This window comes from Shewanella acanthi (assembly GCF_019457475.1).
GTDB lineage: Bacteria > Pseudomonadota > Gammaproteobacteria > Enterobacterales > Shewanellaceae > Shewanella > Shewanella acanthi.
The window spans coordinates 3,982,224-4,008,342 of the sequence record NZ_CP080413.1; the positions used below are offsets into that span (position 1 = coordinate 3,982,224).

Annotated in this window: 24 protein-coding genes; 14 read left to right on the forward strand and 10 right to left on the reverse strand. The window is 47.4% G+C overall.

Annotation, left to right across the window (positions count from 1 at the left end):
• Positions 1 to 32: 32 nt before the first annotated feature.
• Positions 33 to 212 carry a hypothetical protein gene (locus K0H61_RS17060; RefSeq protein WP_220052808.1) on the reverse strand — a complete coding sequence of 60 codons (180 nt, stop codon included), beginning with the start codon at positions 210 to 212 and terminating at the stop codon, positions 33 to 35.
• 66 nt (positions 213 to 278) lie between these two features.
• On the reverse strand, positions 279 to 923 hold the full coding sequence (locus K0H61_RS17065; RefSeq protein WP_220050646.1) for a paraquat-inducible protein A: 645 nt from the start codon (positions 921 to 923) through the stop codon (positions 279 to 281).
• Between the two features lie 640 nt (positions 924 to 1,563).
• Between K0H61_RS17065 and K0H61_RS17070 the strand changes: the two genes are divergently transcribed.
• Positions 1,564 to 2,922: an isochorismate synthase gene (locus tag K0H61_RS17070; RefSeq protein WP_220050647.1), complete on the forward strand. Its 1,359-nt coding sequence runs from the start codon at positions 1,564 to 1,566 to the stop codon at positions 2,920 to 2,922.
• 20 nt (positions 2,923 to 2,942) lie between these two features.
• Here K0H61_RS17070 and K0H61_RS17075 read toward each other — a convergent pair whose 3' ends face one another.
• Positions 2,943 to 3,668: a type 2 periplasmic-binding domain-containing protein gene (locus K0H61_RS17075; RefSeq protein WP_220050648.1), complete on the reverse strand. Its 726-nt coding sequence runs from the start codon at positions 3,666 to 3,668 to the stop codon at positions 2,943 to 2,945.
• A gap of 244 nt (positions 3,669 to 3,912) precedes the next feature.
• On the opposite strand from K0H61_RS17075, the gene K0H61_RS17080 reads away from it, so the two are divergent.
• Together K0H61_RS17080 and K0H61_RS17085 are read left to right on the forward strand one after the other, a co-directional pair.
• The gene (locus K0H61_RS17080) at positions 3,913 to 4,572 is read left to right on the forward strand and encodes a 7-cyano-7-deazaguanine/7-aminomethyl-7-deazaguanine transporter (RefSeq protein ID WP_220050649.1); all 660 of its coding nucleotides are present in this window, start codon (positions 3,913 to 3,915) and stop codon (positions 4,570 to 4,572) included.
• A 98-nt stretch (positions 4,573 to 4,670) separates the two neighbouring features.
• On the forward strand, positions 4,671 to 5,129 hold the full coding sequence (locus K0H61_RS17085; protein WP_220050650.1) for a GNAT family N-acetyltransferase: 459 nt from the start codon (positions 4,671 to 4,673) through the stop codon (positions 5,127 to 5,129).
• Between the two features lie 264 nt (positions 5,130 to 5,393).
• Here the strand turns inward: K0H61_RS17085 and K0H61_RS17090 are convergent, their stop codons facing one another.
• Positions 5,394 to 7,529, reverse strand: coding sequence for a sensor histidine kinase (locus K0H61_RS17090; RefSeq protein WP_220050651.1), 2,136 nt, complete (start codon positions 7,527 to 7,529; stop codon positions 5,394 to 5,396).
• A 1-nt stretch (position 7,530) separates the two neighbouring features.
• The gene (locus K0H61_RS17095) at positions 7,531 to 8,913 is read right to left on the reverse strand and encodes a sigma-54-dependent transcriptional regulator (protein ID WP_220050652.1); all 1,383 of its coding nucleotides are present in this window, start codon (positions 8,911 to 8,913) and stop codon (positions 7,531 to 7,533) included.
• 276 nt (positions 8,914 to 9,189) lie between these two features.
• On the opposite strand from K0H61_RS17095, the gene K0H61_RS17100 reads away from it, so the two are divergent.
• From K0H61_RS17100 to mutM, 8 genes are all read left to right on the forward strand, one after another.
• Positions 9,190 to 10,014: an ABC transporter substrate-binding protein gene (locus K0H61_RS17100; RefSeq protein WP_220050653.1), complete on the forward strand. Its 825-nt coding sequence runs from the start codon at positions 9,190 to 9,192 to the stop codon at positions 10,012 to 10,014.
• A complete protein-coding gene (locus K0H61_RS17105) occupies positions 10,011 to 10,718 on the forward strand; it encodes an ABC transporter permease (protein WP_220050654.1) in 708 nt (235 codons plus the stop codon). The genes K0H61_RS17100 and K0H61_RS17105 overlap by 4 nt, the downstream gene beginning before the upstream one ends.
• Before the next feature lie 2 nt (positions 10,719 to 10,720).
• Positions 10,721 to 11,428, forward strand: a complete 708-nt coding sequence (locus K0H61_RS17110) for an ABC transporter ATP-binding protein (RefSeq protein ID WP_220050655.1) — start codon at positions 10,721 to 10,723, stop codon at positions 11,426 to 11,428.
• Positions 11,412 to 12,008 (forward strand): molybdenum cofactor guanylyltransferase MobA, encoded by a 597-nt coding sequence (gene mobA, locus K0H61_RS17115; protein WP_220050656.1) that lies wholly within the window; start codon positions 11,412 to 11,414, stop codon positions 12,006 to 12,008. The genes K0H61_RS17110 and mobA overlap by 17 nt, the downstream gene beginning before the upstream one ends.
• Positions 12,009 to 12,022: 14 nt before the next feature.
• Positions 12,023 to 13,822, forward strand: coding sequence for a bifunctional molybdopterin-guanine dinucleotide biosynthesis adaptor protein MobB/molybdopterin molybdotransferase MoeA (locus K0H61_RS17120; protein WP_220050657.1), 1,800 nt, complete (start codon positions 12,023 to 12,025; stop codon positions 13,820 to 13,822).
• A 12-nt stretch (positions 13,823 to 13,834) separates the two neighbouring features.
• Complete coding sequence (gene moaA / locus K0H61_RS17125; protein ID WP_220050658.1) at positions 13,835 to 14,818, forward strand: GTP 3',8-cyclase MoaA; 984 nt, start codon at positions 13,835 to 13,837, stop codon at positions 14,816 to 14,818.
• Positions 14,819 to 14,905: 87 nt separating this feature from the next.
• Positions 14,906 to 15,361, forward strand: coding sequence for a hypothetical protein (locus K0H61_RS17130; RefSeq protein WP_220050659.1), 456 nt, complete (start codon positions 14,906 to 14,908; stop codon positions 15,359 to 15,361).
• A 20-nt stretch (positions 15,362 to 15,381) separates the two neighbouring features.
• On the forward strand, positions 15,382 to 16,197 hold the full coding sequence (mutM, locus tag K0H61_RS17135; protein ID WP_220050660.1) for a bifunctional DNA-formamidopyrimidine glycosylase/DNA-(apurinic or apyrimidinic site) lyase: 816 nt from the start codon (positions 15,382 to 15,384) through the stop codon (positions 16,195 to 16,197).
• 93 nt (positions 16,198 to 16,290) lie between these two features.
• Here the strand turns inward: mutM and K0H61_RS17140 are convergent, their stop codons facing one another.
• From K0H61_RS17140 to K0H61_RS17150, 3 genes are read right to left on the reverse strand one after another with little or no spacing between them, the layout of a single operon-like run.
• On the reverse strand, positions 16,291 to 18,015 hold the full coding sequence (locus tag K0H61_RS17140) for an ArnT family glycosyltransferase (RefSeq protein WP_220050661.1): 1,725 nt from the start codon (positions 18,013 to 18,015) through the stop codon (positions 16,291 to 16,293).
• A gap of 12 nt (positions 18,016 to 18,027) precedes the next feature.
• Positions 18,028 to 18,687, reverse strand: a complete 660-nt coding sequence (locus K0H61_RS17145) for a TVP38/TMEM64 family protein (RefSeq protein ID WP_220050662.1) — start codon at positions 18,685 to 18,687, stop codon at positions 18,028 to 18,030.
• 25 nt (positions 18,688 to 18,712) lie between these two features.
• Positions 18,713 to 19,444, reverse strand: coding sequence for a glycosyltransferase family 2 protein (locus K0H61_RS17150; RefSeq protein ID WP_220050663.1), 732 nt, complete (start codon positions 19,442 to 19,444; stop codon positions 18,713 to 18,715).
• Between the two features lie 233 nt (positions 19,445 to 19,677).
• On the opposite strand from K0H61_RS17150, the gene K0H61_RS17155 reads away from it, so the two are divergent.
• The 3 genes from K0H61_RS17155 (at position 19,678) to K0H61_RS17165 (ending at position 23,991) form a co-directional block, all read left to right on the forward strand.
• Entirely contained in the window at positions 19,678 to 20,841 is a 1,164-nt protein-coding gene (locus K0H61_RS17155; protein WP_220050664.1) for a nucleotide sugar dehydrogenase, read from the forward strand.
• 50 nt (positions 20,842 to 20,891) lie between these two features.
• Positions 20,892 to 21,896: an NAD-dependent epimerase gene (locus tag K0H61_RS17160; protein WP_220050665.1), complete on the forward strand. Its 1,005-nt coding sequence runs from the start codon at positions 20,892 to 20,894 to the stop codon at positions 21,894 to 21,896.
• Between the two features lie 262 nt (positions 21,897 to 22,158).
• Positions 22,159 to 23,991, forward strand: a complete 1,833-nt coding sequence (locus K0H61_RS17165) for a DUF3413 domain-containing protein (protein WP_220050666.1) — start codon at positions 22,159 to 22,161, stop codon at positions 23,989 to 23,991.
• 23 nt (positions 23,992 to 24,014) lie between these two features.
• Here the strand turns inward: K0H61_RS17165 and K0H61_RS17170 are convergent, their stop codons facing one another.
• Both K0H61_RS17170 and coaD read right to left on the reverse strand, forming a co-directional pair.
• Positions 24,015 to 25,484 carry a capsule assembly Wzi family protein gene (locus K0H61_RS17170; protein WP_220050667.1) on the reverse strand — a complete coding sequence of 490 codons (1,470 nt, stop codon included), beginning with the start codon at positions 25,482 to 25,484 and terminating at the stop codon, positions 24,015 to 24,017.
• A 106-nt stretch (positions 25,485 to 25,590) separates the two neighbouring features.
• Entirely contained in the window at positions 25,591 to 26,082 is a 492-nt protein-coding gene (coaD, locus tag K0H61_RS17175; RefSeq protein WP_220050668.1) for a pantetheine-phosphate adenylyltransferase, read from the reverse strand.
• Positions 26,083 to 26,119 lie beyond the last annotated feature (37 nt).

Below are 26,119 nucleotides of genomic sequence, written 5' to 3' on the forward strand. Positions count from 1 at the left end.
AAAGCGGACTAATCGTGGGATGGTGCTGTGCCCTACTCGGCCTTTGGCTTAATGCGCCAAGCCAAGTAGAGCACGCCGACAAAGGCAGAAAAGTCTATCAGAGAACGAACTAGCCCCGTCGTTTGCGAAGAAGCAATTAAGGCCAATAGGCAAAAGACAATAATGGGCGCGTTTTTCACAGACATCATCCAACACACAGGAAAGATGTCCATTATTGTTTAGAACCAAAAACTCAGCAAATATCGATTTTCAATAACAAATAGCTATAAAAAATATACCTAGATTGCCGAGGCTTGCACCTGTGGGCGGCGCACCAAATACCCGCTGGCAATCGACAGAATGCAATAAGCAGTGAAGAAGTAGAATCCAATCTCAAACTGAGCCTCAGTTCTGAGCATTTCACCCATGCCACCCGAGGCATTACCCGCTAAGAAGGTAATGATCAGCGCCACCACAAACACATCGGCCATCGACCATTTAGCCAACGCATTGACCACGCGGTGGATCCGAAGCTGCCACGCCACAGAACTAATTAACTGCTGTATCAACATCAATGTTAATTTTACCGCTGGCACTATTACACTGAATAACATGACTAAGCCGGCGACAAAGGCATTACCAGACTGATACAGCTCAGTCACTGTGCTCCAAATACTGCGGGTTTCATCCAGCACTTCAATCTCACCCTTAAGCTTATTCAATCCTAATAAGCCGCTGACCATATTCAGCATGCCACGGGCGCTATCCCGTCCCGAGTCTTCATCAAAACTCTGTGCCACCTGCTCAATCCCTTGTTCGGTTAATTTTGCCTTATCAATATTGCCATTCAAGCTAAGAATAGGCTGAGTCACCCCTGGTATTAACAGGGCTAAGGACAGCAAAATCACGAGGATCGGCAGAAGGGAGTTGTTTGCACTTTTCATAATAAAACCTGAGCTAAAAAACGGCCTACAGTGTAGGTTTTTCGGCCAGTGAGGGCAATTATTTGCTTTCTGATCCTAGGGGAGTTGGTGGAGGGATGTTGTACTAGATGCGGCTATTCGAGTTGTTCAAGCAGCCACTTGGTGTGTTCCTGCTGCAGCAAAACTCTATTCCATCGCTAAGGCAATTGAAGACACTCTAAAAATGATTTTATTCGTTCTCATACATTCGTTGTCATGACCAAAATGTTGGAATTACTCCCAATGTTGAGCCAGCTAGATTCCACCGCAACAGGAAAACGACTAAAAACCTACTGAGATCGACTCATTACAAACCAAAGGAGAAAGCTAAAAGCCTTCAAAGGACAAAATGTCTAATACAACTCTTTTTGCCCACAGAAAGATCCACACAAAGTACATTTTTTTGATTTGGCGGGATGAGACTATGGCGAAAGTCACACAGCGATGGCTTACAACTTGACACACTGGTCGACGGTCTTTAATTTGATCAGCAGATACTTATTTAGATGCTCGAACTCATTCGGTGTTAATGACTTAAAAGCATGAACTCACTAAGTTCATATTTACCGCTGACAATCAGGAAATCAGCCTTCGTCTTTACTTGTCATCTTTGGAGTTTTACTTGCCCGCTCACGCACTGTCTGAAGACCTCAAGTCGCTTATCGACAAACTCATCAGGTTAAAGCAAGTTCCGCCAACCGAACCCATAGTGCAGCTATCTATGCCAACGGTTTCAATTCCTTTAATTTCGTGGCTGGCGTCGCAAACCCAATTTCCTCGTGTCTATTGGCACGGTCGCGACAAGATTGAAGAAGTCGCCGCCATTGGTGCCTGTAAAGACTTTAAATTCGACTCCGGCGTTAGCGACCAACAACTCGCCAAAGTTTACGAACAGCAACGCTCACTTTCGACCAATCAGGATATTCGATATTACGGTGGCGTCGCCTTCGATCGCACCATAGAATCTTGGCCCGAGTTCGGTAATAGCCGCTTTGTACTGCCACGGATTGAATTCCGACGCAGTGAAAATCAATTCAGTCTGAGGGTGAACCTCAACTTCGCCGATAATGATCCCTTAATCGAAATCGACAATGCCATTAAAGCTATCGAAGCCGTCATGCCGGCTCGCCCGCTCACGCCCCCCAACAAATTGACCCTACTAGGCCGCAGTGATAGACCCGAATATCCGCGCTGGAAGGCGCTCGTGGAGCAAGTGGTCGAGCCTAAATTCAATCAAGATACTCCTAAGGTGGTGTTGTCGCGCCAAACGCAGCTCGAAGTGAATGAGTTAATTGATCCTTGGATGGTGCTCGCCTGCTGGCAGGGACGTAATCCCAATAGTTTCCAATTTGGCTTTCAATTCAGCCCTGAGCGCACTTTTATTTCCTGCTCGCCAGAGCGATTATTCCGCCGCCGTCAAAACGAGTTATTTACCGAAGCGCTCGCTGGCACAACAGTGCGCGGTTTAAATCAGGAAGAAGATGCAGCACTGGCGAAGGCGCTTTTAGAGGACACCAAAAATAGTATCGAGAACCAGCTGGTACGCAGTCATATTGTGAATATGCTGACACCACTGAGCCATTATGTCGGTGCTGAAGAGTCGGCGACTATCTTCAAATTGACTCATATTCAGCATTTGCACCGAGCGATTCGCGCCGAGTTGAAAGCGGGAGTTAACGACTTCCAACTGCTGCAGGCTTTGCATCCCACACCCGCTGTTGGCGGCTTGCCTAGGCATTCGGCAATGAACTTTATCCGCCAACGCGAAGGCTATATGCGTGGCTGGTACGCAGGTGCTTGTGGTTATTTCAATAAACACGAGAGTGAATTTTCGGTGGCGATTCGCAGCGCCTTGATTGAACCAGGTCGGATTAATCTGTTTGCGGGCGCGGGTATTATTGCAGGTTCTGATCCTAAGGCTGAATGGCAGGAGCTGGAAAATAAACTGGCGACAATTCTGTCTATCCTTATCGAACTTTAGGCTTCAACCAAGTTAACAAGTTAGTAGCCTTTAGCTTTAGTCTCTTTAAAGAGTCTTGCCTGCTCGCCGGAGTCGATAAGCTTTTTATGTTCATTATCAAATTGCTGCTTCAAAAGTCGACCCTTTTCTGTATTGGCAAAGGCGAAATAGGCCTCCGCCTTTAATACATCCGGTAAAATGACAAAACTCTTCGGCTTTTTTAATTGGGGGATTAACCCCATCAAATCAGCTCGATAATCTAACACCGCATCAATATGCCCCGCATTTAAGGTGTTTAACATCGTAAGCATATCGCTACTTTCTTCATAATACATAGGCGCTGGCGTTAGCGTGTTGAATCGATATGCCAACATCGCACGGACTTTTTTATAAGATAAGCTCTCAATACCAATCCACTTTTCGGCAATACCGGGGGTGACCGCTGCATCGATAATGTCGAGTTCAACAGGATACTGACTGAGTAAGCTATGCTTAACATCGTCCTTATAAACGCTGAGCATCATGTCAACTCGATCGTGTTCGACTAAATACAAGGTACGAGCAAAGGGCATAAATTGAACTTCGAGCTGCCAGTCGGGGGCAGGAAATACCCGCTTTAGGATTTCAAAGTAATAACCTGTCTCATCGGGGTTGGCGTACCCTTCCCAAGTTGCAGTAACTAGGTTAATCACCACGGGTTCTTTAGGTGCTGCATAACAGACAAAAGCTAGACAACTCAAATAGATTGCAGCTAACAATGATCTCATCGCTCACCCTCCGTGACTTTTTATCAGTGTAGGATAAATTTCGCGACATGCCGAGGGATCAGTAAGGCTCAAACTGAGCATCCATCGATTATAAACTAACCAGAGTGCTTGCATCTTGGAATATGCTCACTATAATGGCTGCCCCGCTTTCCACATCAGGAAATCGGGCTGTTAAAATAAGATAATAAATTGACAAATTAGCGGGTTCCCTCACCCCGCCCTACACAAATAAAAAGGCCACAATATGTTAATGCTTACCCCTGCGCAGCTTCGCCGCGCGCTATTCCTATTAGTAGGATTCCACATACTGATCATTTCAGTTAGTAACTACTTAGTACAATTACCTTTTCAGCTATTTGGCTACCACACCACTTGGGGCGCCTTTAGTTTTCCGTTTGTCTACTTAGCCACCGATTTGACCGTACGTATCTTTGGGCAAGGCTCTGCACGCAGCATTATTCTCAAAGCGATGTTGCCCGCACTGGTGATTTCCTATGTCATTGGGGTGTTATTCCACCAAGGAGCCTTCCAAGGCATGGATTCATTAGCCCAGTGGAACACCTTTGTATTTCGAATCGCCTTTGCCAGCTTTGCCGCCTACTTAATTGGTCAACTAATGGATATCACAGTGTTTGCACGCCTGCGTAAGACTCGCTCTTGGTGGGTAGCCCCCGCTGCGTCAACGATTGTCGGTAACTTAGTCGATACCTTAGTGTTTTTTAGTGTTGCTTTTTACGCATCAACGGATGAATTTATGGCTGCCCATTGGCCTGAGATTGCCACGGTTGATTACAGCTTTAAGCTGCTTGTCAGCCTAGGACTATTCCTCCCAGCCTACGGGGTACTGCTGAAGGTCCTACAGGACAAAATCCTGCTAACCAGCCCACAAAAATCATTTTCCTAATTAACTCAACTGGCCAGACCTGTTATAATTTAAGCAGATTGTTGTACAGCCCCTATGTGTAAACCCGCATGGGGGCTGATTTTTCGTGGGAGAACACTATGTATTCTGTTGAAATTAAAGCGCAAACCGAACTATCCGCCGACTTAATTGCCCAGTTGATTGAACTGAGTAAACAGATCCCTGAACTGGATCGCCCACTGACTGCCGAGGCACTCGAACAAAGACTGGCGGCTAAACCTAGCCTTATCCTCACTGCCCATGTGGAAGGTGAACTCGCGGGTTTTAAACTGGGTTATGAACAGGCTGATGGCGTGTTTTACAGCTGGTTAGGTGGCGTAGCATCGGATTTTAGACGTTTAGGATTGGCACAAAGCCTTTTGGAATACCAAGAAACCTGGGCAAATCGCCAAGGCTATAAGCATATCCAAGTAAAAACCATGAACCGTTTCCCTGCAATGCTTAATCTGTTGATTACAAATCAATACTTAATTACTGAGCTACAAGCCGATCCGCAAAATCAGGTCGATCACAAGCTGCATCTGAGTAAAGCCATTTAGTTAACCTAAGCAAAGAGTGTAAAGATATAAAAATATCTGCATTTAAAACTTGCAAATACAATTGAGAATGATTATCGTTAACTTGCGTTCCAAAACTCATCTTTAAATACCGATGACTGGTAATCTGACGTTTTAAAGTGCTCCTGAGTTTGCAAGCACGACATTGCTCACACACTCTTTTGTGGCCGGATATATTATCCGGCTTTTTTTTGCTTTATTTTTAGCTGTTTAACCGAATATATCAGGGTACAAAACGGCTATTCCTTAAGGCTGTTCTTCTAAACTGCTGCCCGCAAAATGTAAGCCATCGTAGGGATTATTTTGCTGATCTTCTTTAGCCTCATGATACAAACCGATAGTAAAGACAGTGCCTTTACCTAAGGTTGAACTCACTTCGATTGTGCCACCAATACGTTTAATAATGCCGTAACTCAGCGATAAACCCAGTCCAGTGCCATCTTTACGGGTGGTATAGAAGGGGTCGAAAATTCGACCAAGCTGTTCAGGTGCAATCCCCGAGCCTTGGTCTTCCACTTCAATTTTGACTCCGATGGGTTCACCCTGCTGGATCCAGTCAAAGGTGCGCACCCAAATGCGCCCCTTACCTTCCATTGCATGGGCGGCATTAACCACGAGGTTAATCAGCACTTGCAACAGTTGCGGCCGATTGACCTGCACTACTGCAGTAGAATGAAGTTCAGTAATAAGCACAACTTCTTGCTTTTGAATCGAGTGGCGCACCAACACTAACATCTCTTCGATGATCGGTTTAATGGGGTGCATCTCAAGCGGTGCATTAAACTCCCCAGGACGACTGTATTGCAACAAACTGCGAATAATAGTGCTTATCCTGCCTACCTGTTGGATCACTAAATCGATTTCTTCTTTTACGACTTCTGCATTATCCCCGAGTTCGTACCTTAGCAGCTCCATATTACCCAAAATCACGGCTGTCGGATTATTGATTTCATGGGCGATACCGGCGGTTAACTCACCTAACGCGGTCAATTTTTCATTGGTAACCAGTTGTTGACGAGTCTCGTTTAACAACGCGACGTTTCGCTGCAGTTCTAATGTCTTATCCTGCAGACTGCGGGTACGCTCCTCTACTTTCATTTCCAATTGTTCTGCAGCAGCTTGAATTTGCGCGTTGCGTCGTTGCAACAGGTCTAACATGCGGTCAAACTGCTCGGCTAAATTTGAGAGTTCATTGTCCCTATCGAGTCCGAGCTCGCCGATCCTAACATTGCGCCCCGACTGCACCGCCTGTACAACGTGATGAATCCGCTCAATCGGTTGCAAAAGGCTATAGGCACCACGGTAAACCAAAAGTCCTGATACCAGTAAAACCAGCATGAGTATCGTACCTAACTCAATGATATTAAGCAGATAGTTGTGAATAAACGGCGACTCAGAAAAACCGGTGTAAATCATCCCTATCCGTTGTCCTCGAATATCAACTAACGGAGCATAAGCGGAAATAAACCAGTCGTTGAACACGAATGCTCGGTCGACCCAAAGCTCACCTTGATTTAGCACCTTCTCGCGTACTTCCTCCGACACTAAACTTCCCAGTGCTCGGCCTTGAGATTCATTAGGTTGTGGAGAGAAATGTAAGGGTACGTTGGTGGAGACCCGAATATTATCGAGAAAGATGGTCACAGTCCCAATTGAACGCTCAGGCAGTGTGCCCTTGTCATACACTAAGTCACGGATGTGGTCGACAATTCGCGTATCGCGGTTAAACAAAATCCCGCCGTCGAGGTACCAGGCAACCCTACCATCCAAGTCAGGGACAGGCAAAAGACTACGGCTGAGCAAACCACGGGATTCCTGTTTACTTTCAGGACTCTGAGCTCTAAGAGTCGGTAAAATAGGAATACTCGCCCGCTCCTCCAACTCTGGGTCGATTCTCGCCAAGCGTTCAGGCGGTAATACCATCAAGCCTGAATAGGGTAAAAGCCCCCCCATTTTTGGCAGTACATGGCGCAAATCAGGATCGGCCGCCGCCTCCGCAATACTGACTAAGCGTAGATAATCGAGATCAAGCTGTTTTTTCTGCTCGTTTAAAAACGTTTCGATACTGGTCCTGTGGGTCAATTCGCCACTTAAAAGTGGGCGAAAATCGTTTTGGAAGGTCCAAGATGCCATCACAGTTTCGAGCTGCTTTTCCTGGCGTAGCTGAACTTGTTGTAGCGTGTTTTCTGCAACAGCGAGGTCAGCCTTGACCTTCATAAACAGTTGCTTACCTGTGTAACTGATGTTCCAGTAAATAGTGATAAACACTAAACTCACTAGGGTCAGTAGAATCGGCAGCAGGGTCAGGATCAGAATGCGATAGCGCACCTTGGCCTGCATTTGCTGCCAACTGACACCAAAGAAGTGAGTGAAAAACGACACCTTAAGACTCCTGTTCGCCGCTAACGTCAAACCATTCTTTATACTTGCGATCCAAGGTCTTACGGGAAACCCCTAAATCCCTCGCAGCGGCGGACTTATTGCCACTGTGAAGGTCAACCACACTGGTCACATGGTGTTTTTCCACATCTTTTAGCGGCCAATCCAAGGGATACCCTTGGGTCGTCGGCAATTCACTCTTGACCTGTTGCTTCCAATATTCCGCTGGCGGCTTGCCGAGCAAAATGCAGCGCTCGATCATATTGCGCAGTTCTCGGATATTTCCAGGCCAATCATGCTGCTGTAGTTTTACTAAGTCCTCATGACTCCATACCACTTCCCTCACACCTAATTCGGCAGCGAGTTGGCGGGTGAAGTGATGGGTCAATTCGACCACATCTTCAGGACGTTCACGCAAGGGCGGGATCAGAATATCAAGCACATTCAAACGGTAATAGAGATCGCGGCGAAAATGGCCAGCTTCAACTTCTTCTTCAAGCGTACGGTTAGTCGCAGCTATCACCCGCACATCGATATTGACTTCTTTTTCACTGCCTACGGGGCGAATGGCCTTTTGCTCTAATACCCTAAGCAAGGCGGTCTGCATTTTCAGTGGCATCTCGCCAATTTCATCGAGAAAAATAGTGCCTCCCGAGGCGAAACTAAATAGCCCTTCACGATTCCCCTTCGCGCCGGTAAAGGCACCTGCGGTATGACCAAATAGCTCACTCTCAAGAAGCTCTGGCGCTATCGATCCACAGTTAACGGGTACAAATGGCCCTTGTCGACCGCTAAGAAGATGCAGCTGCCTTGCGACTAATTCTTTGCCGGTGCCGGACTCGCCTTGAATCAACACCACTGCATTCGTCGGCGCAACACGCTCAATGACTTGCTTCACTGAGTTCATCGCCTCACTGTTACCAATTATGGTAGAGGAATAACCAATGGAGACCTCTCGGCGCAGCATCAGGTTTTCACGCTTAAGTAATCTGCGCTCGATACAACGCTCCACCGCCGACATCATCTGTTCAAGGTGGAAAGGCTTCATAATAAAATCGGATGCGCCAGCACGTAATGCCTTGATCGCGACTTCCATATCGGCATAGCCGGTCATAAAGATAATATCTGAACGACGCCCCTGTTCATCCAAAGCCTCGTGCCATTCGATTCCTGAACGGCCTGGTAAGCGAATGTCGACGATAAGCAGGTCAAAATGGCAACGGCTGCGTAACTGCTCGGCATCCTCAATACTGGCGGCAGTCTCAACTAGGGCAAATTTTTTCGATAGTGCCTTGTTTAAAAAGCTGCGCATCCCCGGTTCGTCATCGACGATAAGGACAGAAACGGCAGAAGGAAGAGGCTTAGGGTTGTTATCAATTTGACTCATTGGACTCACTTCAGGACATTCTGACTCAATTACGACCAATTCTAGCACTGAAATCTAGCAAATAGGTCACTATGAACCACAAGAAGTATGGGGTGCGACAATTTGTCTGGGTACTATTTGCTAAGCCTGAGACTAGGGTCACAATTTCGGATGTGTTGTGATGAGAAATCGTAATTAACGGCTTTGGCACCTAAATTGCTTTGATAAGCGTGTTTTAACATATTAATCCACTCAACAGGCATTTGAGTGGGCACCTTATTTTGCCAAGGAGTATCCATGCTAAACGTGAAGTCACAAATGAAAACGTTTGTTGGTCTAGTTGTTGCGGCCAGCATGTTCGCCGCGTTACCTGCCCAATCGGCAGAAGTTATTAAGTTAGCTACGACAACCAGCACTGAAAACTCAGGTTTGTTAAAAGAAATTTTGCCTAAGTTTGAAAGTGCATCGGGCTACAAGGTTGAAGTGATCGCAACTGGTACGGGCAAGGCCCTGAAATTGGGTGAACAAGGCGACGTGGATGTGGTTATGACCCACGCACCAAGTGCAGAGGCTAAATTTGTCGAAGCTGGTTTTGGTGTTGAACCCCGCGGCATTATGGAAAACGATTTTGTTGTGCTAGGTCCTAAAAACGATCCAGCCAAAATCCGTGATAGCAAAACTGCTGAAGAAGCCTTCGCCAAGATTTCAGAATCTGGTGTCACGTTCCTCTCCCGCGGTGACAACTCAGGCACCCACATCAAAGAGTTAGAAGTGTGGAAAGCTGCTAATGTGACCCCTGATTTCAAAGGTTACACTTCAGTCGGTCAAGGCATGGGTAAAACCCTGCTGATGGCAAATGAACTGCAAGGTTACACCCTGTCTGACCGTGGCACTTTTGTTGCCTATAAAACCAAACTGGACTTGAGTGTTGATTTCGATGGCGGTAAAACATTAGCGAATCCATACCAAATTATTTTAATTAACCCAGCTAAGTACCCTGATTTAAATCACAAAGGCGCAAAAGCCTTAAGTGACTGGTTGATCAGTAAAGAAGGTCAAAGTCTGATCAACAACTTTAAAGTCGAAGGTGAACAGCTGTTCAAGGCAACTTATAGCGAATGAACGAAGGCTGGCTAGCTCTGTTACAGCAGGCGTTAGGCCTGCTGTTTTCATTGGACCCCGATGTTTGGTCCATCATATATGTATCGTTTTCCGTTTCCTTTGCGGCATTACTCATTACACTAGTCCCCTCCATGGTACTAGGCTTTGTGCTGGCCTTTGCGCCGTTTCGTGGCAAATGGTTGGTCACTAATCTTGTTCAAACGCTGCAATCCATCCCAACTGTGGTGATTGGCCTGTTAGTGTATTTACTACTGACGCGCAACGGCCCGCTTGGCGATCTCAAGTGGTTATTTACCCAGGAAGGCATGATTTTAGGCCAGATGATGATCTGCGCTCCCGTAATGGTAGCCATGAGTCAGGCAGCCTTTACCAGTGTCGATCGCCGCGCCTGGGAAACTTCGCGAACTCTCGGCGCCTCTTGGATAATGGCGGTATGGACAGTGTGCCGAGAACTGCGGATGCCACTCCTCTTAGCCATAGTCGCAGCCTTTAGCCGGATTCTGACCGAAGTCGGTTGTTCCATGATGGTCGGTGGCAATATTTTAAATGTGACCCGAAATATCCCTACCGCCATTGCTCTCGAAACGAGCAAAGGGGACTTTGCCCAAGCTATCGCCCTTGGCCTAGTGCTGTTAATCTTGGCCTTAATACTCAACTTTGCCCTAGGAAGTTTACGTGGCAAAGCGACGCCGAGGAGCCACTAACGATGACGCAGGTTAAACTCACTGCCCAGAATGTAGAAAAGTCCTTTGGTACTCGTTTACTCTTTAGGGCGACCTTTCTCGAGCTATGCCAAGGAAATGTCATTTATCTGCAGGGCGACAACGGCTCAGGCAAATCGACCCTAATGAAAATACTGGCGGGACTCATCCAGCCAAGCCTTGGCACGATTGAGGCCCATGGCTTTAGCAAAGATCCTTGGTGGAAGCGCAACCCGCTGTTAGGAAAGGCGATTTACCTTCATCAGCACCCCTATTTATTCGATGGCAGTGTCTATCATAACCTCACCTATGGCTTAGCTTTTGCCGACGCGAAGCAACAGGCCAAACAGCGAATTAACCAAGCTATTGAAATGGCGCAGTTAGGCTCACTGTTACACGCGAGGGCCAGCGATTTATCAGGTGGTGAACGCCAGCGTCTCGCCATTGCCCGCGCCTGGATTTTACAGCCAAAACTGCTGATGCTTGATGAACCCACCTCGAATATGGACAGGGATTCCCAAGCCTTAGTGCTTGAGATGATTAAACAGCTAAAGCAGCAAGGCACTGGCATGCTGCTAAGTAGTCATCAAAACTGCGCTTTAACCAGCATATGTGAACATCAATGGCAGATAGAGGGACAACAGGTGATAACCTCCCAGGCGCAAACTCCGAATTTATCGAAACAGGGATCTTTATATGTCGTTGCAAATTGATGCTGTGATTCTCGCAGGCGGTATGGCACGTCGTATGGGTGGCGACGACAAGGGCTTGGTCGAACTCAATGGCAAAGCCATGATTGAGCACACAATCGAGCGCATAAAACCTCAAGTTAAGGAGATCCTGATCAACGCAAATCGTAATCAAAGCCGTTATGCTGAGTACGGTTTTAGAGTACTGAGCGATGAGCACACTGGATTCCTCGGCCCATTGGCTGGCATGATCACCGCCATGGGACAAACCCAAGCCGATTTTCTGCTGGTTGTCCCCTGTGATTGCCCACTCCTGCCAAAGGATTTAGTCCCGCGCATGCTGGCTGCAATTGAAGCGCAGAACGCCGAGCTTGCCGTTGCCAGCGATGGTGAGCGCGAACAGCCCGTAGTACTGCTATTAAAACCTAGCTTACGCGATTCGATGAAAGCATTTCTCGAAGCGGGTGAGCGTAAAATTGATTTTTGGTATGCCAATCATAACTGCGCTGTCGCGGCCTTTGCCGACCAACCCAACGCCTTTGTGAATGTAAATACTCCAGAACAAAAACAACGCCTGGCAGCCGAAATAACTAAAAGTGAATAAAATTAGAGGTGTACATGAGTAACCCCTTCATCAATCCGCTCTCCATTCCCGTACTCGGATTTTGTGCCTACAGCGGCACGGGGAAAACAACCTTACTCAAGCAATTGATCCCTGAGTTGAATCAACGTGGCCTGCGCCTAGCGGTCATCAAACATGCTCACCATGATTTTGATGTCGATATTCCCGGTAAAGACAGTTACGAGATGCGTAAAGCCGGCGCACGGCAAATGCTGGTTGCCTCCCATGTACGTTGGGCACTGATGACCGAAGATGCCCGCGATAGTGACCCAGAACTGGTACATCTGCTCAAGCATATTGAAGCCGACAAAGTCGATATAGTGCTAGTTGAAGGCTTTAAAAAGCTAACGCTGCCTAAAATTGAGCTGCACCGCGCCGCCCATGGCAAACCTTTTATTCACACCCACGACGAAAATATTCTCGCCATCGCCTGCTGCGATGACACGGTATTGCCCAGCGATTTACGCCGCTTAGACCTCAACAATGTCGGCCAGATTGCCGATTTTGTGATTGAGTACGCTAACAACTGGCAGGCACCAAACCCAAAATTACCTATCCCAGCGGTGGATGCCTGCACGATTGGCAGCGATAAAAACCTCAGCGTAAGCCAAGGGCTGGCGCAGATTTTATCCCACGTATCAGCCGTTTCTGGCACTGAAGACATTGACCTAGACGAGCTGGATAACCGCGTATTAGCAAGCGATAGTATCTCTCCCGTCGATGTGCCGCAGCAAACAAACTCGGCAATGGATGGCTATGCTTTTGCCTACCAAGACCCTATGCCTGAAAGCTTTACACTGGTTGGAGAAGTGTTTGCCGGTCACCAATATTCAGGCACGCTTAAGGCCGGGGAAACCATCCGTATTATGACGGGCGCGACTGTGCCAGTCGGCGCCGATACTGTGCAGCCAAGAGAACTGGCAAGTGAAGTCGATGCCAAGGTTAGCTTCGAAGGCACAATCCAACAGGGGCAACATGTGCGCCTCGCGGGTGAAGATATTGCCAAGGGTCAAGTCGCCCTCAAACAAGGCACTCGCCTTGGCGCCGCCGAACAAGGGCTCCTCGCCTCCCTCGGATTTAACCGTGTGCCAGCCTATCGTCGTCCAACGGTTGCCGTGTTCTCCACTGGCGATGAGGTGAGCCAACCGGGCGAAGCGTTAAAGCCTAACTGCATTTACGATTCAAACCGTTACACCATCAAGGCGATGGCGAAACGCTTAGGTTGTAACATCATCGACTTAGGCATTATTGAAGATTCAGAAGCCGCGCTCGAAGCAACACTATCCAAAGCCGCGACTCAGGCCGATGTCGTGATTAGCTCTGGCGGGGTTTCCGTAGGTGATGCCGATTACATCAAAACCGTGTTAGCGCGCCTCGGTAATATCGATTTTTGGCGGATTAACATGCGCCCTGGTCGCCCGCTCGCCTTCGGTAAAGTGGGCAGCAGTTTGTTCTTCGGCTTACCAGGAAACCCCGTTGCCGTGATGGTGTCTTTCCTACAATTCGTGCAGCCCGCGCTGCGAAAATTGGCGGGCGAAACTGAATGGCAGCCTAAGTTATTCCCTGCCATTAGTGATGAGGTACTACGTAGCCGTCAAGGACGTACCGAGTTTAGCCGCGGGATTTACCAACTTGGTGTGGATGGCAGGCTGCATGTTCGCAGCACAGGTAACCAAGGTTCTGGCATGCTCAATTCCATGGTTAAAGGCAATTGTTTGATCATTATTGGCGATGATGTCGAGTCGGTTAATAAGGGCGAAACCGTGTATATCCAGCCCTTTGCCGACCTTTTATAAAGGCATGTGACTATGAGTTTACTCGTGGACGCATTTGGCCGAGAAGTCGAGTACCTGCGACTCTCGGTTACCGACCGCTGTGATTTTCGTTGTGTCTATTGCATGACGGAAGACCCCTGCTTTCTGCCAAGGGAGGCGGTGCTTAACCTAGAGGAACTCGCGTGGATTGCCCAGGCTTTTACTGAGCTTGGTGTGACCAAAATCCGCCTCACGGGTGGTGAGCCCTTAGTGCGTACCGACTGCGATGAACTGGTCAAACTGCTCGGCAAGTTGCCAGGCCTCAAAGATTTGTCGATGACCACCAACGGTTCACGGCTGACTAAATTTGCCAAACCTATGTTCGATGCGGGCTTAAAAAGGCTAAACATCAGTCTAGACACGCTCAATCCCAAGCTATTTACCCAGCTAACCCGCAATGGCAAGTTAGAGCGGGTAGTTGAAGGGATTGATGCGGCAATTGCGGCAGGCTTTAAACACATCAAAATCAATGCTGTGATCCTCAAGCAGCAAAACGACCATGAAGTGTTGGACTTAGTGGAGTTTTGCCGTAACCGAGCGCTGGATATCGCCTTTATTGAAGAGATGCCTCTCGGGGAAATGGATGAGCGCAAGCAGGCACGTCATTGCAGCAGTGATGAGGTAAAAGCCATTATCAATACGCGCTATCCCTTGGCTTTATCTAATAAACGCACCGGCGGCCCAGCCCGTTATTACACTATGGCAGACAGCCCAGTCCATATTGGTTTTATCTCGCCCCACAGCCATAACTTCTGCCACGAATGCAACCGCGTACGGGTCACGGTGGAAGGCCAGCTTTTGCTCTGCCTAGGTAACGAACATTCTATTGATCTTAAAAGTATTGTGCGCGAATTCCCCGGCGATATTGAACGTCTTAAAACCACTATTTTGCAGGGCATTCATTACAAGCCTAAGCAACATGAGTTCGATAAAAATGGCGTGCAAATTCTGCGATTTATGAACGCCACGGGCGGCTAAGCCCTAGCCGCCCTCCTCCCTAAGACTGGTTTATCAAATTGACCGTGATACACTCAAGGCATACCTACTTTCTGGCGTCATGTCCCTATGGCTTTATCGCGTAAACAATGGAATAACATCATCATTATTGCCTGCCTTATCATGGTGGCTGTGCTGACCTTTGTTGATCGAAAAACCCAGAATATTCCCAGTGATGCCAAACGATTATTTGATGACAATGCACCACTCGCACAGCTTCAGCTCGATGGTATTTGGCTGCATAAAAAGACATCCCGTTGGGAGTGTGACCCCAAAGTGCTGAACTGTGATGAATGGGCAAAGGCCTGGCAAACCCTTAAGGTCTCACCTTTAGGCGATGCACCTGAGCTGACCGAATCTCCCCAAGAATTAGTGATCCAAATTGCCGATATAGTACAAACCCAGCGGTGGATGTATTTCCCAAGTCTGGGGGCGTTAAAATCCCCCGCGGGCAACTGGTATCTAGTACCACCCAGTCTTCGCGAAGGTTTGCAACCCATCAGTAATGCTAAAACCACAGATTAACTAAAAATAAGATATAGATAATGCCGGAATTACCAGAAGTCGAAGTCACCCGACAGGGCATAGCCCCCCATCTTGTAGAGCAAACCGTCGTGGATTTTGTGGTGCGCAATGCCTCGTTGCGCTGGCCCGTACCCGAACTTGCTAAACAGATCGTGGGTCAAGTGATCCGCCGCGTCAGGCGCAGAGCGAAATATCTGCTTATTGATACCGATGCAGGCACAGCAATAGTGCACCTTGGCATGTCAGGCAGCTTACGCATTCTGCCCCAAGATACACCGATTGAAAAACACGATCATATCGACCTCGTATTCGCCAACGGCCGTGTGCTGCGCTTTAACGACCCACGCCGATTTGGCGCTTGGTTATGGTGCCAACTGCCGGAGGAAGCCCATCCTCTGCTGGAGAAATTAGGCCCAGAGCCGTTAACCGATGCCTTTAATGTCGAGCAGTTAGCGGCGGCACTTAAGGGTAAGAAGAAGGCGATAAAACTCTGCCTAATGGATAACCATATCGTAGTAGGCGTTGGCAATATTTACGCTAACGAGGCGCTATTTGCCGCGGGCATTCACCCCGAAGCGCAGGCTGGTAGCGTCGATATTGAGCGCTTAACCTTGTTAGTCGCCGAGGTAAAACAAATCCTCGCCCATGCCATTAAACAGGGCGGCACCACGCTTAAAGACTTTACTAATGCCGATGGTAAGCCTGGTTACTTTGCCCAAAAACTTCACGTTTACGGCCGTGGCGGCGAAACCTGTACCCAATGTGGCAACCTGCTTAGCGAGATTCGTTTAGGTCAGCGCACCACAGTGTTCTGCGGTATCTGCCAAACTCGCTAGGCTCAGATTCTGGTTCAGGTTCAGTCCATTCAACAAAAATGCCTGCTAGAGCAGGCATTTTTTATGACTTGTAAAATGAGGCGTACTTTGTCGCTATTCTTTTAACCAACGACCGGGGTGATCGGTAAAATAACGGTATTGCCGTTTGGGTGCCTCACACTGGGCTTTAGCCTCTGCAACACTCAATAACATCCACTCGTCACGGTGCGCCATGCCCATGCTCTTAGCGGTATCCATTTCAAAACATTCAAGCTCAGTGCCTTTAGGGATCAATAAGTATCGCTGCGGGTTCTCATGGATCCATTGCCAGGCATTGCGTTCTTGCTCCTCATTGGAGGCGAGGTAACTAAAATGAGTCACACTCATGGGTGAGAACAGAATAAATTGCTCCTTAAAGTTCACGAGCCCTAACTCGGCATCCTCACCTATCACGTCTGCAGTATGTAACATTAGACTTCTTGGGGTACGCATTTCATCTATTATCGAATAACCCCAAGTGCTTACCAGTGCCCAGCCTAAGGCTGAAACCATGGCAATCTTAACGAGGGCAAACTGTTTGCGCCCAAGCCATAACAGCAGGCACCAAAGAACACCGAGTAAGATAAAGAGATAACCTATACCAGAGAGATCGTCGGTATAGTCGGCTAAAGCCTTAACCAGTTTGGGGTGGTGTATTAACGACAACACCCCCGCGGCCAGCACGACAAATCCGAGTAGCCACAACACTCCACTGACTAACTTCTCAAACCATACTTTAGGCGACTGACCCGTTAGCACAGCGGAAGCCGCTAGAGCTAGCATGGGCAGCGCGGGTAAAATATACACGTTGCGCTTGCCAGGGCTGATGCTGAAGAACAAAACCACCAAACCAACCCAAATCAGCAGTATGGCAATGTTCGGCTCGGCTTTGACCTTCTGCACCCACTGTTTCCAGTAGGCGACCACCAGCAGGGTAATAGGGAACCACATCCAAGGGATCACGCTTAAGACAAAGAAATACCATGGTTTGATATGGTGCCAAGCATTGACGTAACGCTCTCCGGTCTGCTTAAACAGGATATTGTTTTGATAAGCTAACAGCTCTGGTGTACTTTGGCCTTGCACTGTCAGCACCATAGGCACCAACCAGCAAGCAATCACCGCCAGCATGGCTAAGGGACCCGCAAGACACAACCAAGTTAATCGTCCCTCAAAACGACTCTTATCTTTTACGGCATAGACTGCAATTGGAATGAGTAACAACAGCGGCAGAAAACCGACGCCCTTAGTAATCACCCCGAGCCCCATAAAAGCCCAGCCGATAAAATACCAATGCCACTTAGGCCCCAACATAAAGTGCCGAATTAAGCCGTAACAGCCTAGGGTTATCCAGCACATCACCATGCCATCGATTTGGGCATTTTTAGCCTGCATTAAAAACTGCGGCACTATCAGCAATAGCAATGCGGCATTGCGCCCCACGCGCACGTTCCACAGCCTTGTACCTAAGTCATAAATAAGGAACACGGTAAGCAATCCGCAGAGGGCATTAGGCAGTAAAAAAGCGAGTTTGAGTGAACCTGTGATTTGATAAAACAGCGCGATAGACCACATAAACACCGGCGGCTTATCGGGATAATATTCGCCGCCACGGGTAGGGAATAACCATTGCCCTGATGCCACCATTTCTCGAGCAACCTCGACAAAGCGCGGCTCGTCTGCCGGCCAAGGTGAGCGAAAACCAATGCCCACCAAGAGGATAAATAAACTTATCAATAATAGTGGCCAGAGTACCTGAAAATAATCGTCACTGTTAAAACGACGCTGTAATGCATCCATTCCTAATCCCTTTTAACTTTCCAATTCGTCGACTTGCTTACTCAAGCTGGTGCGATACAGATAGGCCCCAATCAGGCTCGACACAATAAATAACCCAATGCTGATCCCAAGCTGGTTATGATCCGAGAGACCAATGCCAGCACCGGCAAAACTGAAGATCAGCATCTGTGGCAAATAACCAATACCGCTGCCCAACAAAAAGCCGGTGGCGGGTACATGGGTCGCACCTGCAAACAGGTTAGTGAGTAGATTACTGCCGACGGGCAACAGGCGGATCATCAACACTTTAAGCCAAGTTCTTTGTATGATAAGCGCTTCAAATTTTTGTAGTTTATGGCCGAAGCGACGCTGCAAACTTGAACGAATGGTGAATCTTGCGATATAGAAAGACAACAGACAGCCCAGAAAGGCAGCTAAGGTCGAAAATAGTCCGCCATAAACACCACCAAGGGCGAAACCAAACACAAAGGCGATCACCTGCCTTGGCCCTCCCACGGCGGTAAAAAGTCCTCCGGCCACCAACATCACTACCATGCCATAAATGCCATTTTCGGCGACAAAGTGGGCGACCCAATTGCTATCGGTCATGTGCTCAAACAGTCCCTGCTGGGCTGCAAACATTAGCCCTAGCAGGATAAAGACAATAAAAATCGCCTTATAGAGTCGTTTCATGGTTGTTCACTTGCTGTGAGTCTTGTTATTCGTTCCAGCTGGCTTGGCTGCGGGCAACCTTGGCGATCTTAGCTCTGCGACCCAGCCACATCACTCCCATGATATCGACAATCCCAACCCATACACGGTTCCAAGCCGTGTATTTAGAGACGCCCACTTGGCGATCCCTATGATTGACCACTGAAATCAACACTTCACCACCCATACGGCGCACCAGCGCAGGGATATATCTGTGCATATGATCAAAATAAGGCATGCGAAGGAAAGTGTCGCGGGGGAATAATTTTAGACCGCAGCCAGTGTCCGGCACGCCGTCATGCAGCAGGGCATCGCGCACTTTATTAGCAAAACGGGATTGGAAGCGTTTCCAAGCGGTATCTTTACGGTGTTTACGGTAGCCTGCGATACAGAAATGCTCAGCTTGGATATCGGTCAATTTAGCGAGCATAGCTGGAATGTCCGCGGGATCGTTTTGGCCATCAGCATCTAGGGTCACAATAAACTTACCGCGGGCATGCAAAACACCTGTAGAAATAGCAGTGCTTTGACCTGTGCTACGTTCATGGCGAATCGCTTTGGCATTGCATTGCATTTCTGCTGCAGTTGTCATCACTTCGCCAAAGGTGTCATCTTGACTACCATCATCGACCACCAAAATTTCAAAGGCAATTAATCCTTGTAAAGCTTGGCAGATTTCCTTCATCAACGGGCCAATATTGCCCACTTCATCTTTTGCGGGAATTACAACAGAAATCAATTTAACGCTCCCAAAATACGCACCTTCGCTACGGTAGCATACGATTGTTGCAAAAGAAAAATTTCAATTAGCTAATATCTTTGGCTCAGACAACAGATCGGAGCAGCACTAAAATCTATTTTTGTCACATGAACTTAGCGCTTAATTCTAAACCCAATGTTTCACAGAATTTACATTTACCTGAGGTAAAATCATGTTAGCTTAAGAGCAGATCCCTCAGCTAAAAATCTTCTATGAATATAGTTGTCGTTGGAATGGGCTATGTAGGCCTGTCAAATGCAGTGCTGCTCGCGCAGAAAAACCAAGTCACGGCTATCGACTTACAGCAGGAACGGGTCGATCTCGTTAATCAAGGTAAACCAACCGTAGTAGATGCATTAATACAAGAATATCTTCAGAGCAAAGATTTAAACTTAATCGCATCTACGGATAAAAATGCGGTTAAATCGGCCGACTTTGTGATTGTCGCAACCCCAACGGATTACGACCCACAGACCAATTATTTTAATACTCAGTCAGTCGAAACGGTTACACAGGAAGTATTGGTCATAAATCCCAATACCACTGTCATCATTAAATCGACGGTACCCGTAGGCTTTACCACTGAGCTAAGAAAAAAGCTCAACAGTGACAATATCGTCTTTTCACCGGAATTTTTGCGGGAAGGAAAGGCGCTTTACGACAATCTGCATCCCTCACGGATTATCGTGGGAGAACGTTCTGAGCGCGCACACGCTTTTGCCAACCTACTTGCCGATGCCGCCATCAAGCGAGATATTCCAATCCTGTTGACCGACAGCACAGAAGCTGAAGCCATCAAGTTATTTGCCAATACTTATTTGGCTATGCGCGTCGCTTACTTTAATGAACTTGATACCTACGCAGAAAGCCGCGGCCTAAACACTAGGCAGATTATCGAGGGCGTGAGCCTCGACCCACGCATTGGCGATTACTATAACAATCCTTCCTTCGGTTACGGTGGCTACTGTCTGCCCAAGGACACAAAACAGTTGCTGGCCAACTATAACGATGTGCCCAACAACTTGATTAGCGCGATTGTCGATTCCAATACCACTCGCAAGGACTTTATTGCCGACGCCATTATTAGCCAAAAGCCTAAGTGCGTGGGGATTTACCGTCTGATTATGAAAGCCGATTCAGACAACTTCCGCGCCTCCGCCGTGCAGGGGGTGATGAAACGCATTAAAGCCAAGGGGATTGAAGTCGTCGTTTACGAGCCAGTATTGAAGGAAGAAGAGTTCTTTAATTCCAGAGTAATTAAGGATCTCAACGAATTTAAAGGCATGTGCGATGTCATAGTCTCTAACCGTATGGCCCAAGAACTCGCAGATGTGGCCAACAAAGTCTACACCCGTGACCTATTTCACCACGATTAATCGAGTTAAAAGCCAGTTTGAGTAAGTCATAGCAAGGAATAAAGCGTTAGATGAAATACTTAGTCACAGGCGCAGCGGGATTTATCGGCGCCAAAGTTAGCCAGCGCCTCTGCGCCATGGGGCATGACGTCGTCGGTATCGATAATCTTAACGATTATTACGATGTTAACCTGAAATTTGCCAGACTCGCGCCACTCGAAGCATTGAGCAATTTTCGGTTTATCAAACTGGATTTAGCCGACCGAGCAGGCATTGCAGAGCTGTTCGCTAAAGAGGGCTTTCAGCGCGTGATCCACCTCGCGGCTCAGGCTGGAGTACGTTATTCCCTCGATAATCCCCTTGCCTATGCCGATAGCAATCTTGTTGGTCACCTGACAATCCTTGAAGGTTGTCGCCACCATAGGATTGAGCACTTGGTTTATGCCTCTTCATCCTCGGTTTATGGTCTGAATCAAAAGATGCCATTCTCGACATCCGACAGCATAGATCATCCGATTTCACTCTATGCGGCCACCAAAAAGGCCAATGAGTTGATGTCCCACACTTACTCGCATCTTTACCAATTACCTACTACAGGACTGCGCTTCTTTACCGTGTATGGCCCATGGGGTCGCCCCGATATGGCGTTATTTAAGTTCACTAAGGCGATTCTCGCAGGTGAAGTGATCGACGTTTACAACCATGGAGATTTAAGTCGCGACTTCACCTATATCGATGATATTGTTGAGGGGATTATCCGAGTACAAGACAAACCGCCGCAGGCCAATGCCGATTGGACGGTTGAAACGGGCACGCCCGCCAGCAGTAGCGCCCCCTATAGAGTGTTCAATATAGGTAACGGTAGCCCAGTGCAACTGCTCGACTTTATCACCGCGCTGGAAAATGCCCTTGGGGTAAAAGCCAAGAAAAACCTCTTACCGATGCAGCCAGGAGATGTGCACGCGACTTGGGCGGATACTGAAGACCTATTTAAGGCTGTGGGTTATAAGCCACAGGTGGATATCAACAGCGGTGTGACTCAATTCGTTAGCTGGTACAAAGAGTTTTACAACTAATGCAGATAACAAATTAAAACACCGAAATGTTAACAGGCAGATACGCCAATGCTGCATGTAATTACGTTAAAATGGGGAATTTTTGTTGTGTATTCTGACTCCATAGTTAATGTATTCGATTTAACATCGATCCGACTCGTAAATCCCTCCCAAACCTCTAGTACTATTGAGCCTTTAACCTTTAAAATAGTCCTGCAATTTTCTTAATTTCTAACAGTGTCTTTTCAAAGCCTGCTGTACAAGATATTTCCTGGACTACACCATGTTTACATCTTCAACCAAGCCAAAAGCATCCAACTGGGAATGGTTCATTTTATTCAATGCATTTTTAGCTACGCTGCTTTCGACGCGCTATTTCGCATTTTTACCTGAGTTTCCCTCAGATTTTTTAGGGCAATTTTTTATCATTATTAGCTCCATCTCACAGATGTTTGTGCTAACAGGTTTATTTGCAGCATTAATTGTTCCATTGCATTTTCTACCTAAGTATTGTCGTAACATCGCTTTATCTGGAGCTGCCGCAGTAGGCTTAACTGCACTGTTTATTGACACATTAGTATTTGCCCAATATCGGTTCCATATTAATTCGGTTGTTCTTAATCTAGTCTTATCGGGGCAAGTTGTTAGCTTCCCTCTAATCACTTGGTTAATGGTTACAATCGCTATTCTAGGGTTGTGGATTACACTATGGCTGTTGCTTAAATGGATTCAGACCGCAACATTATTACCGAGTAGGGTTGCTTACCGATTCGCATATTTGGCATTATCTGCGTTTGTGCTGACCCATATCATTCATATCTGGGCTGCAGCAAATGCTTACCAACCCGTTACCCAGATAAAACGCTATTTACCCCTGTTTTATCCAGCTACGGCAAATCGCTTTATGGAAAAGCACGGCTGGGTCGATCAGCAAGCTATTGCCCAACAGAAATCATTATCTCTTCACAAGAGTGACTTACACTACCCTATTCACCCTTTACAAGTTCAACCAGTTGAAAAACCAACCAATATCATGTTGATTGTTATCGATTCATGGCGGTTTGATACTTTTAGTGCGGACAATACCCCCAATTTGTGGAACTTGACTCAGACCGGTGTTCGATTTAATCAACATATGGCCTCGGGGAATGCAACAAGGACAGGAATTTTCGGGCTATTCTACGGAATACCTGGTACTTACTGGCAAGGAGTTTTAGCTAACAATCAAGGTCCTGTTCTAATAGACCGCCTTCAGCAATTAGACTACCAGTTAGGTATTTTCACTGCTGCACAGTTACGCAATCCAGAGTTTGATCGCACCGTATTTACCAACGTCAAAGATTTACGGATAGGCTCAGAAGGCTCAAGCGCATCTGAACTTGATGCCAACCTGACCCATGATTGGCTCACTTGGTACGACAAGCGGGATCCCCAGAAACCAGCATTTTCATTCCTGTTTTACGATTCGGCACATGGCTATGATTTCCCTAAAGATTATCCGCATCAATATCAACCAATGCTTAGCGATGTCAATTATCTGCAATTAAACAACAACACTGATCCGTTACCATTTTTCAACCGATATAGAACGAGTGTGCACTACGTAGATAGCCTAATCGCCCCCGTTGTAGACAAGTTAAAAGAGACGGGTGATTTGGCCAATACGCTTATCATTATCACGGGAGATCACGGTCAAGAGATGAACGATAATAAACTGAACTTCTGGGGGCATAACAGTAACTATACACCAGCCCAAGTTCATGTTCCTTTTGCAGTCGTTGGCCCTCAAATCAATGCCAACGCAAGTCTTGATACTGAGCAACTAACTAGTCATCAAGATCTGGTTCCAACATTAATGCAAGGATATTTAGGCGTAACCAACCCAATCGGCGATTATTCAGTAGGCTTGAATTTACTCAATCCAATGCAAGAGAGAGCTTGGATTTTAGCTTCAAACTACAGTAGTTATGCCATGCTCACATCAGACACCATTTTAGAAGTGGGAAGTGCGGGACAATATGAACTACTGGATAAAACCAATCGTCCATTAAAGGGGAAGCCTAATTTTGATTTCTTACAACAAGTACTCGAGCAATTGAGCCATTTTAGCAAGTAAAGGGCGCTAACGCGCCCTAAAGATTAAAACCGATACTCAAAACTACTAAAGATAGTGGCATCGGTTTCATTGTCCTTAACCTCAAACTCCGACTGTGAAACCGTGCCGCCGATACTCCACATCCCTTTCCAAACGGGCATACGGTAGGAGAGTTCAAGCATCAGCAAGTCTTCCTGCTCGGGCTGCGGCGCCCAAGTTGTGGCCACATTGCTGCCATCATAATTCAATTGGGCGTAACGCAATAACGAGGTAAAACCGCGGCTATTACTAAATTGACCAATCATACCAAATACCAATGCTTTGGCATCACTGTCATAGGTCGAGCCCAACGCGCGGCCATAGAAGCGTGAGCCACTCAAATAAACTGGATCTTCGTAGAAGCAGTTACCCTCACCATTGCATTTCACATAGGTATCAGAATATTCGAGGAAGACCTTGTACTGCTGGGACGCACTGCCAAAGTGGGTATCGATACCCCAGAGCGAACCACAGTCGCTGCCATTCTCGCAGCTATATTCGGTATAGATACCCACAGGAACTCCCTGCCAAGTATCGCCGTAACGCAGATCAATACTTTGAGTTCTATGCCCCGCATCGTGGCGGTCTTCGGCCAAACAGCTGTTAGTACCATCATTACACACCGAATGACCAGAGAGAGAATCCCACCAAGCATCGTAGTCACATTCTTGGCCTTCGCCGCAAAACAGGGTCGACCAAGCCAAACCGACTTCTAACTGCTTAATCGGCTTAGCGGTGAGACGCATATCCCATTCAGCGGTTTTGGGCACAGCGCGGTCGGCTTCGGCAATACTGAAACCCGTCTTAAAGGTCCAAGGGCCAATCCAAGATAACCATGGGGTTTCGAAGGCGGTAGCGCGATTACGACTCAAGGTGAGTGATGGCATTGGGCGCGCATTGTTAGAACGATGCAGGGCAGAATCCACACCCGGCCCCCACCATTGCTCCATGGAACCTAACGTCGTGATCCAATTACCAAAAATCACCGAAAAATATGACTCATCGAGGCGGAAGTTTTTTCCATCCTGGGGATCATAGGTTTCTGCCACTGTGGTCTTATAGGCAATGTGTGGGCCTAAATACTCGTATGAGCCTTTGATTTCGCCCTTTTCGCGGTAATCACTGCCATAGTGCTGAAATCTTGCCGAGTCACTTGCCCCTGAGAGTTTGACTCTGGCATTGCCACGATTATCGACGGCATTTTGATAGTAAAAGTTAACGCGGGCAAAGGCCTGCACCAATTGTGGCGTAAGCCGCTCAGGCTCGACCTTGGCGAGATCCGCGCCAATGCCCGACCACATCAGCGGGAAGGTATTTACTGGCACACTAATTACGCCAGCATCCGCCAACGCCTGAATATCGGCTCGAAGGTAAATATCCGATGCATCTACCCAAGGGGCGGCCAGCGTAGGAGACAATACAAGACTAGATGCAACACTGATTGCGAGGATTGAGGGGGTAAAAAAAGCCTTCATAACATCCTTTTATCGTCGAGAGCCTATACAAAGCGAAGGCGCTAAAAATACCACAAATCCGGGGGATTATGCGAACTCGGCTCTCACATCGTTTTTTCTTAAACATTTATGGCTTAATCGATTTCAATTTGGCAGTTAAAGCACTTGCGACATCAGGATGAACAAACTGGCTCACATCACCACCATGCAACGCCACTTCCTTCACTAAGGTCGAAGAGATAAACGAGTTTTCTTCGGCAGGCGTTAAAAACACGCTTTCAAGATCTGGGCTTAAGCGACGATTCATATTCGCCAATTGGAACTCATACTCAAAATCTGAAACCGCCCGCAAACCCCGCACTAACACACTCGCCTTTTGCTCCTTAGCAAAATCGACCAACAGCCCCGAGAAACCCACCACTTCCACATTATCTAAGTGTGCAGTCACACGATTGACTAATTCCACACGCTCCTCAAGGGAAAACTTAGGCTGCTTTGATGGGCTAGCGGCAATCCCAATAGTCACATGCTGGAATAACTTAGCGGCACGCTCGATTAAATCGGCGTGACCATTGGTGATGGGATCGAAAGTTCCGGGGTAAATAGCTCTTGTATGCATAGGCTGACTCAAGAAATGTCCATTACAGTTAAAATGT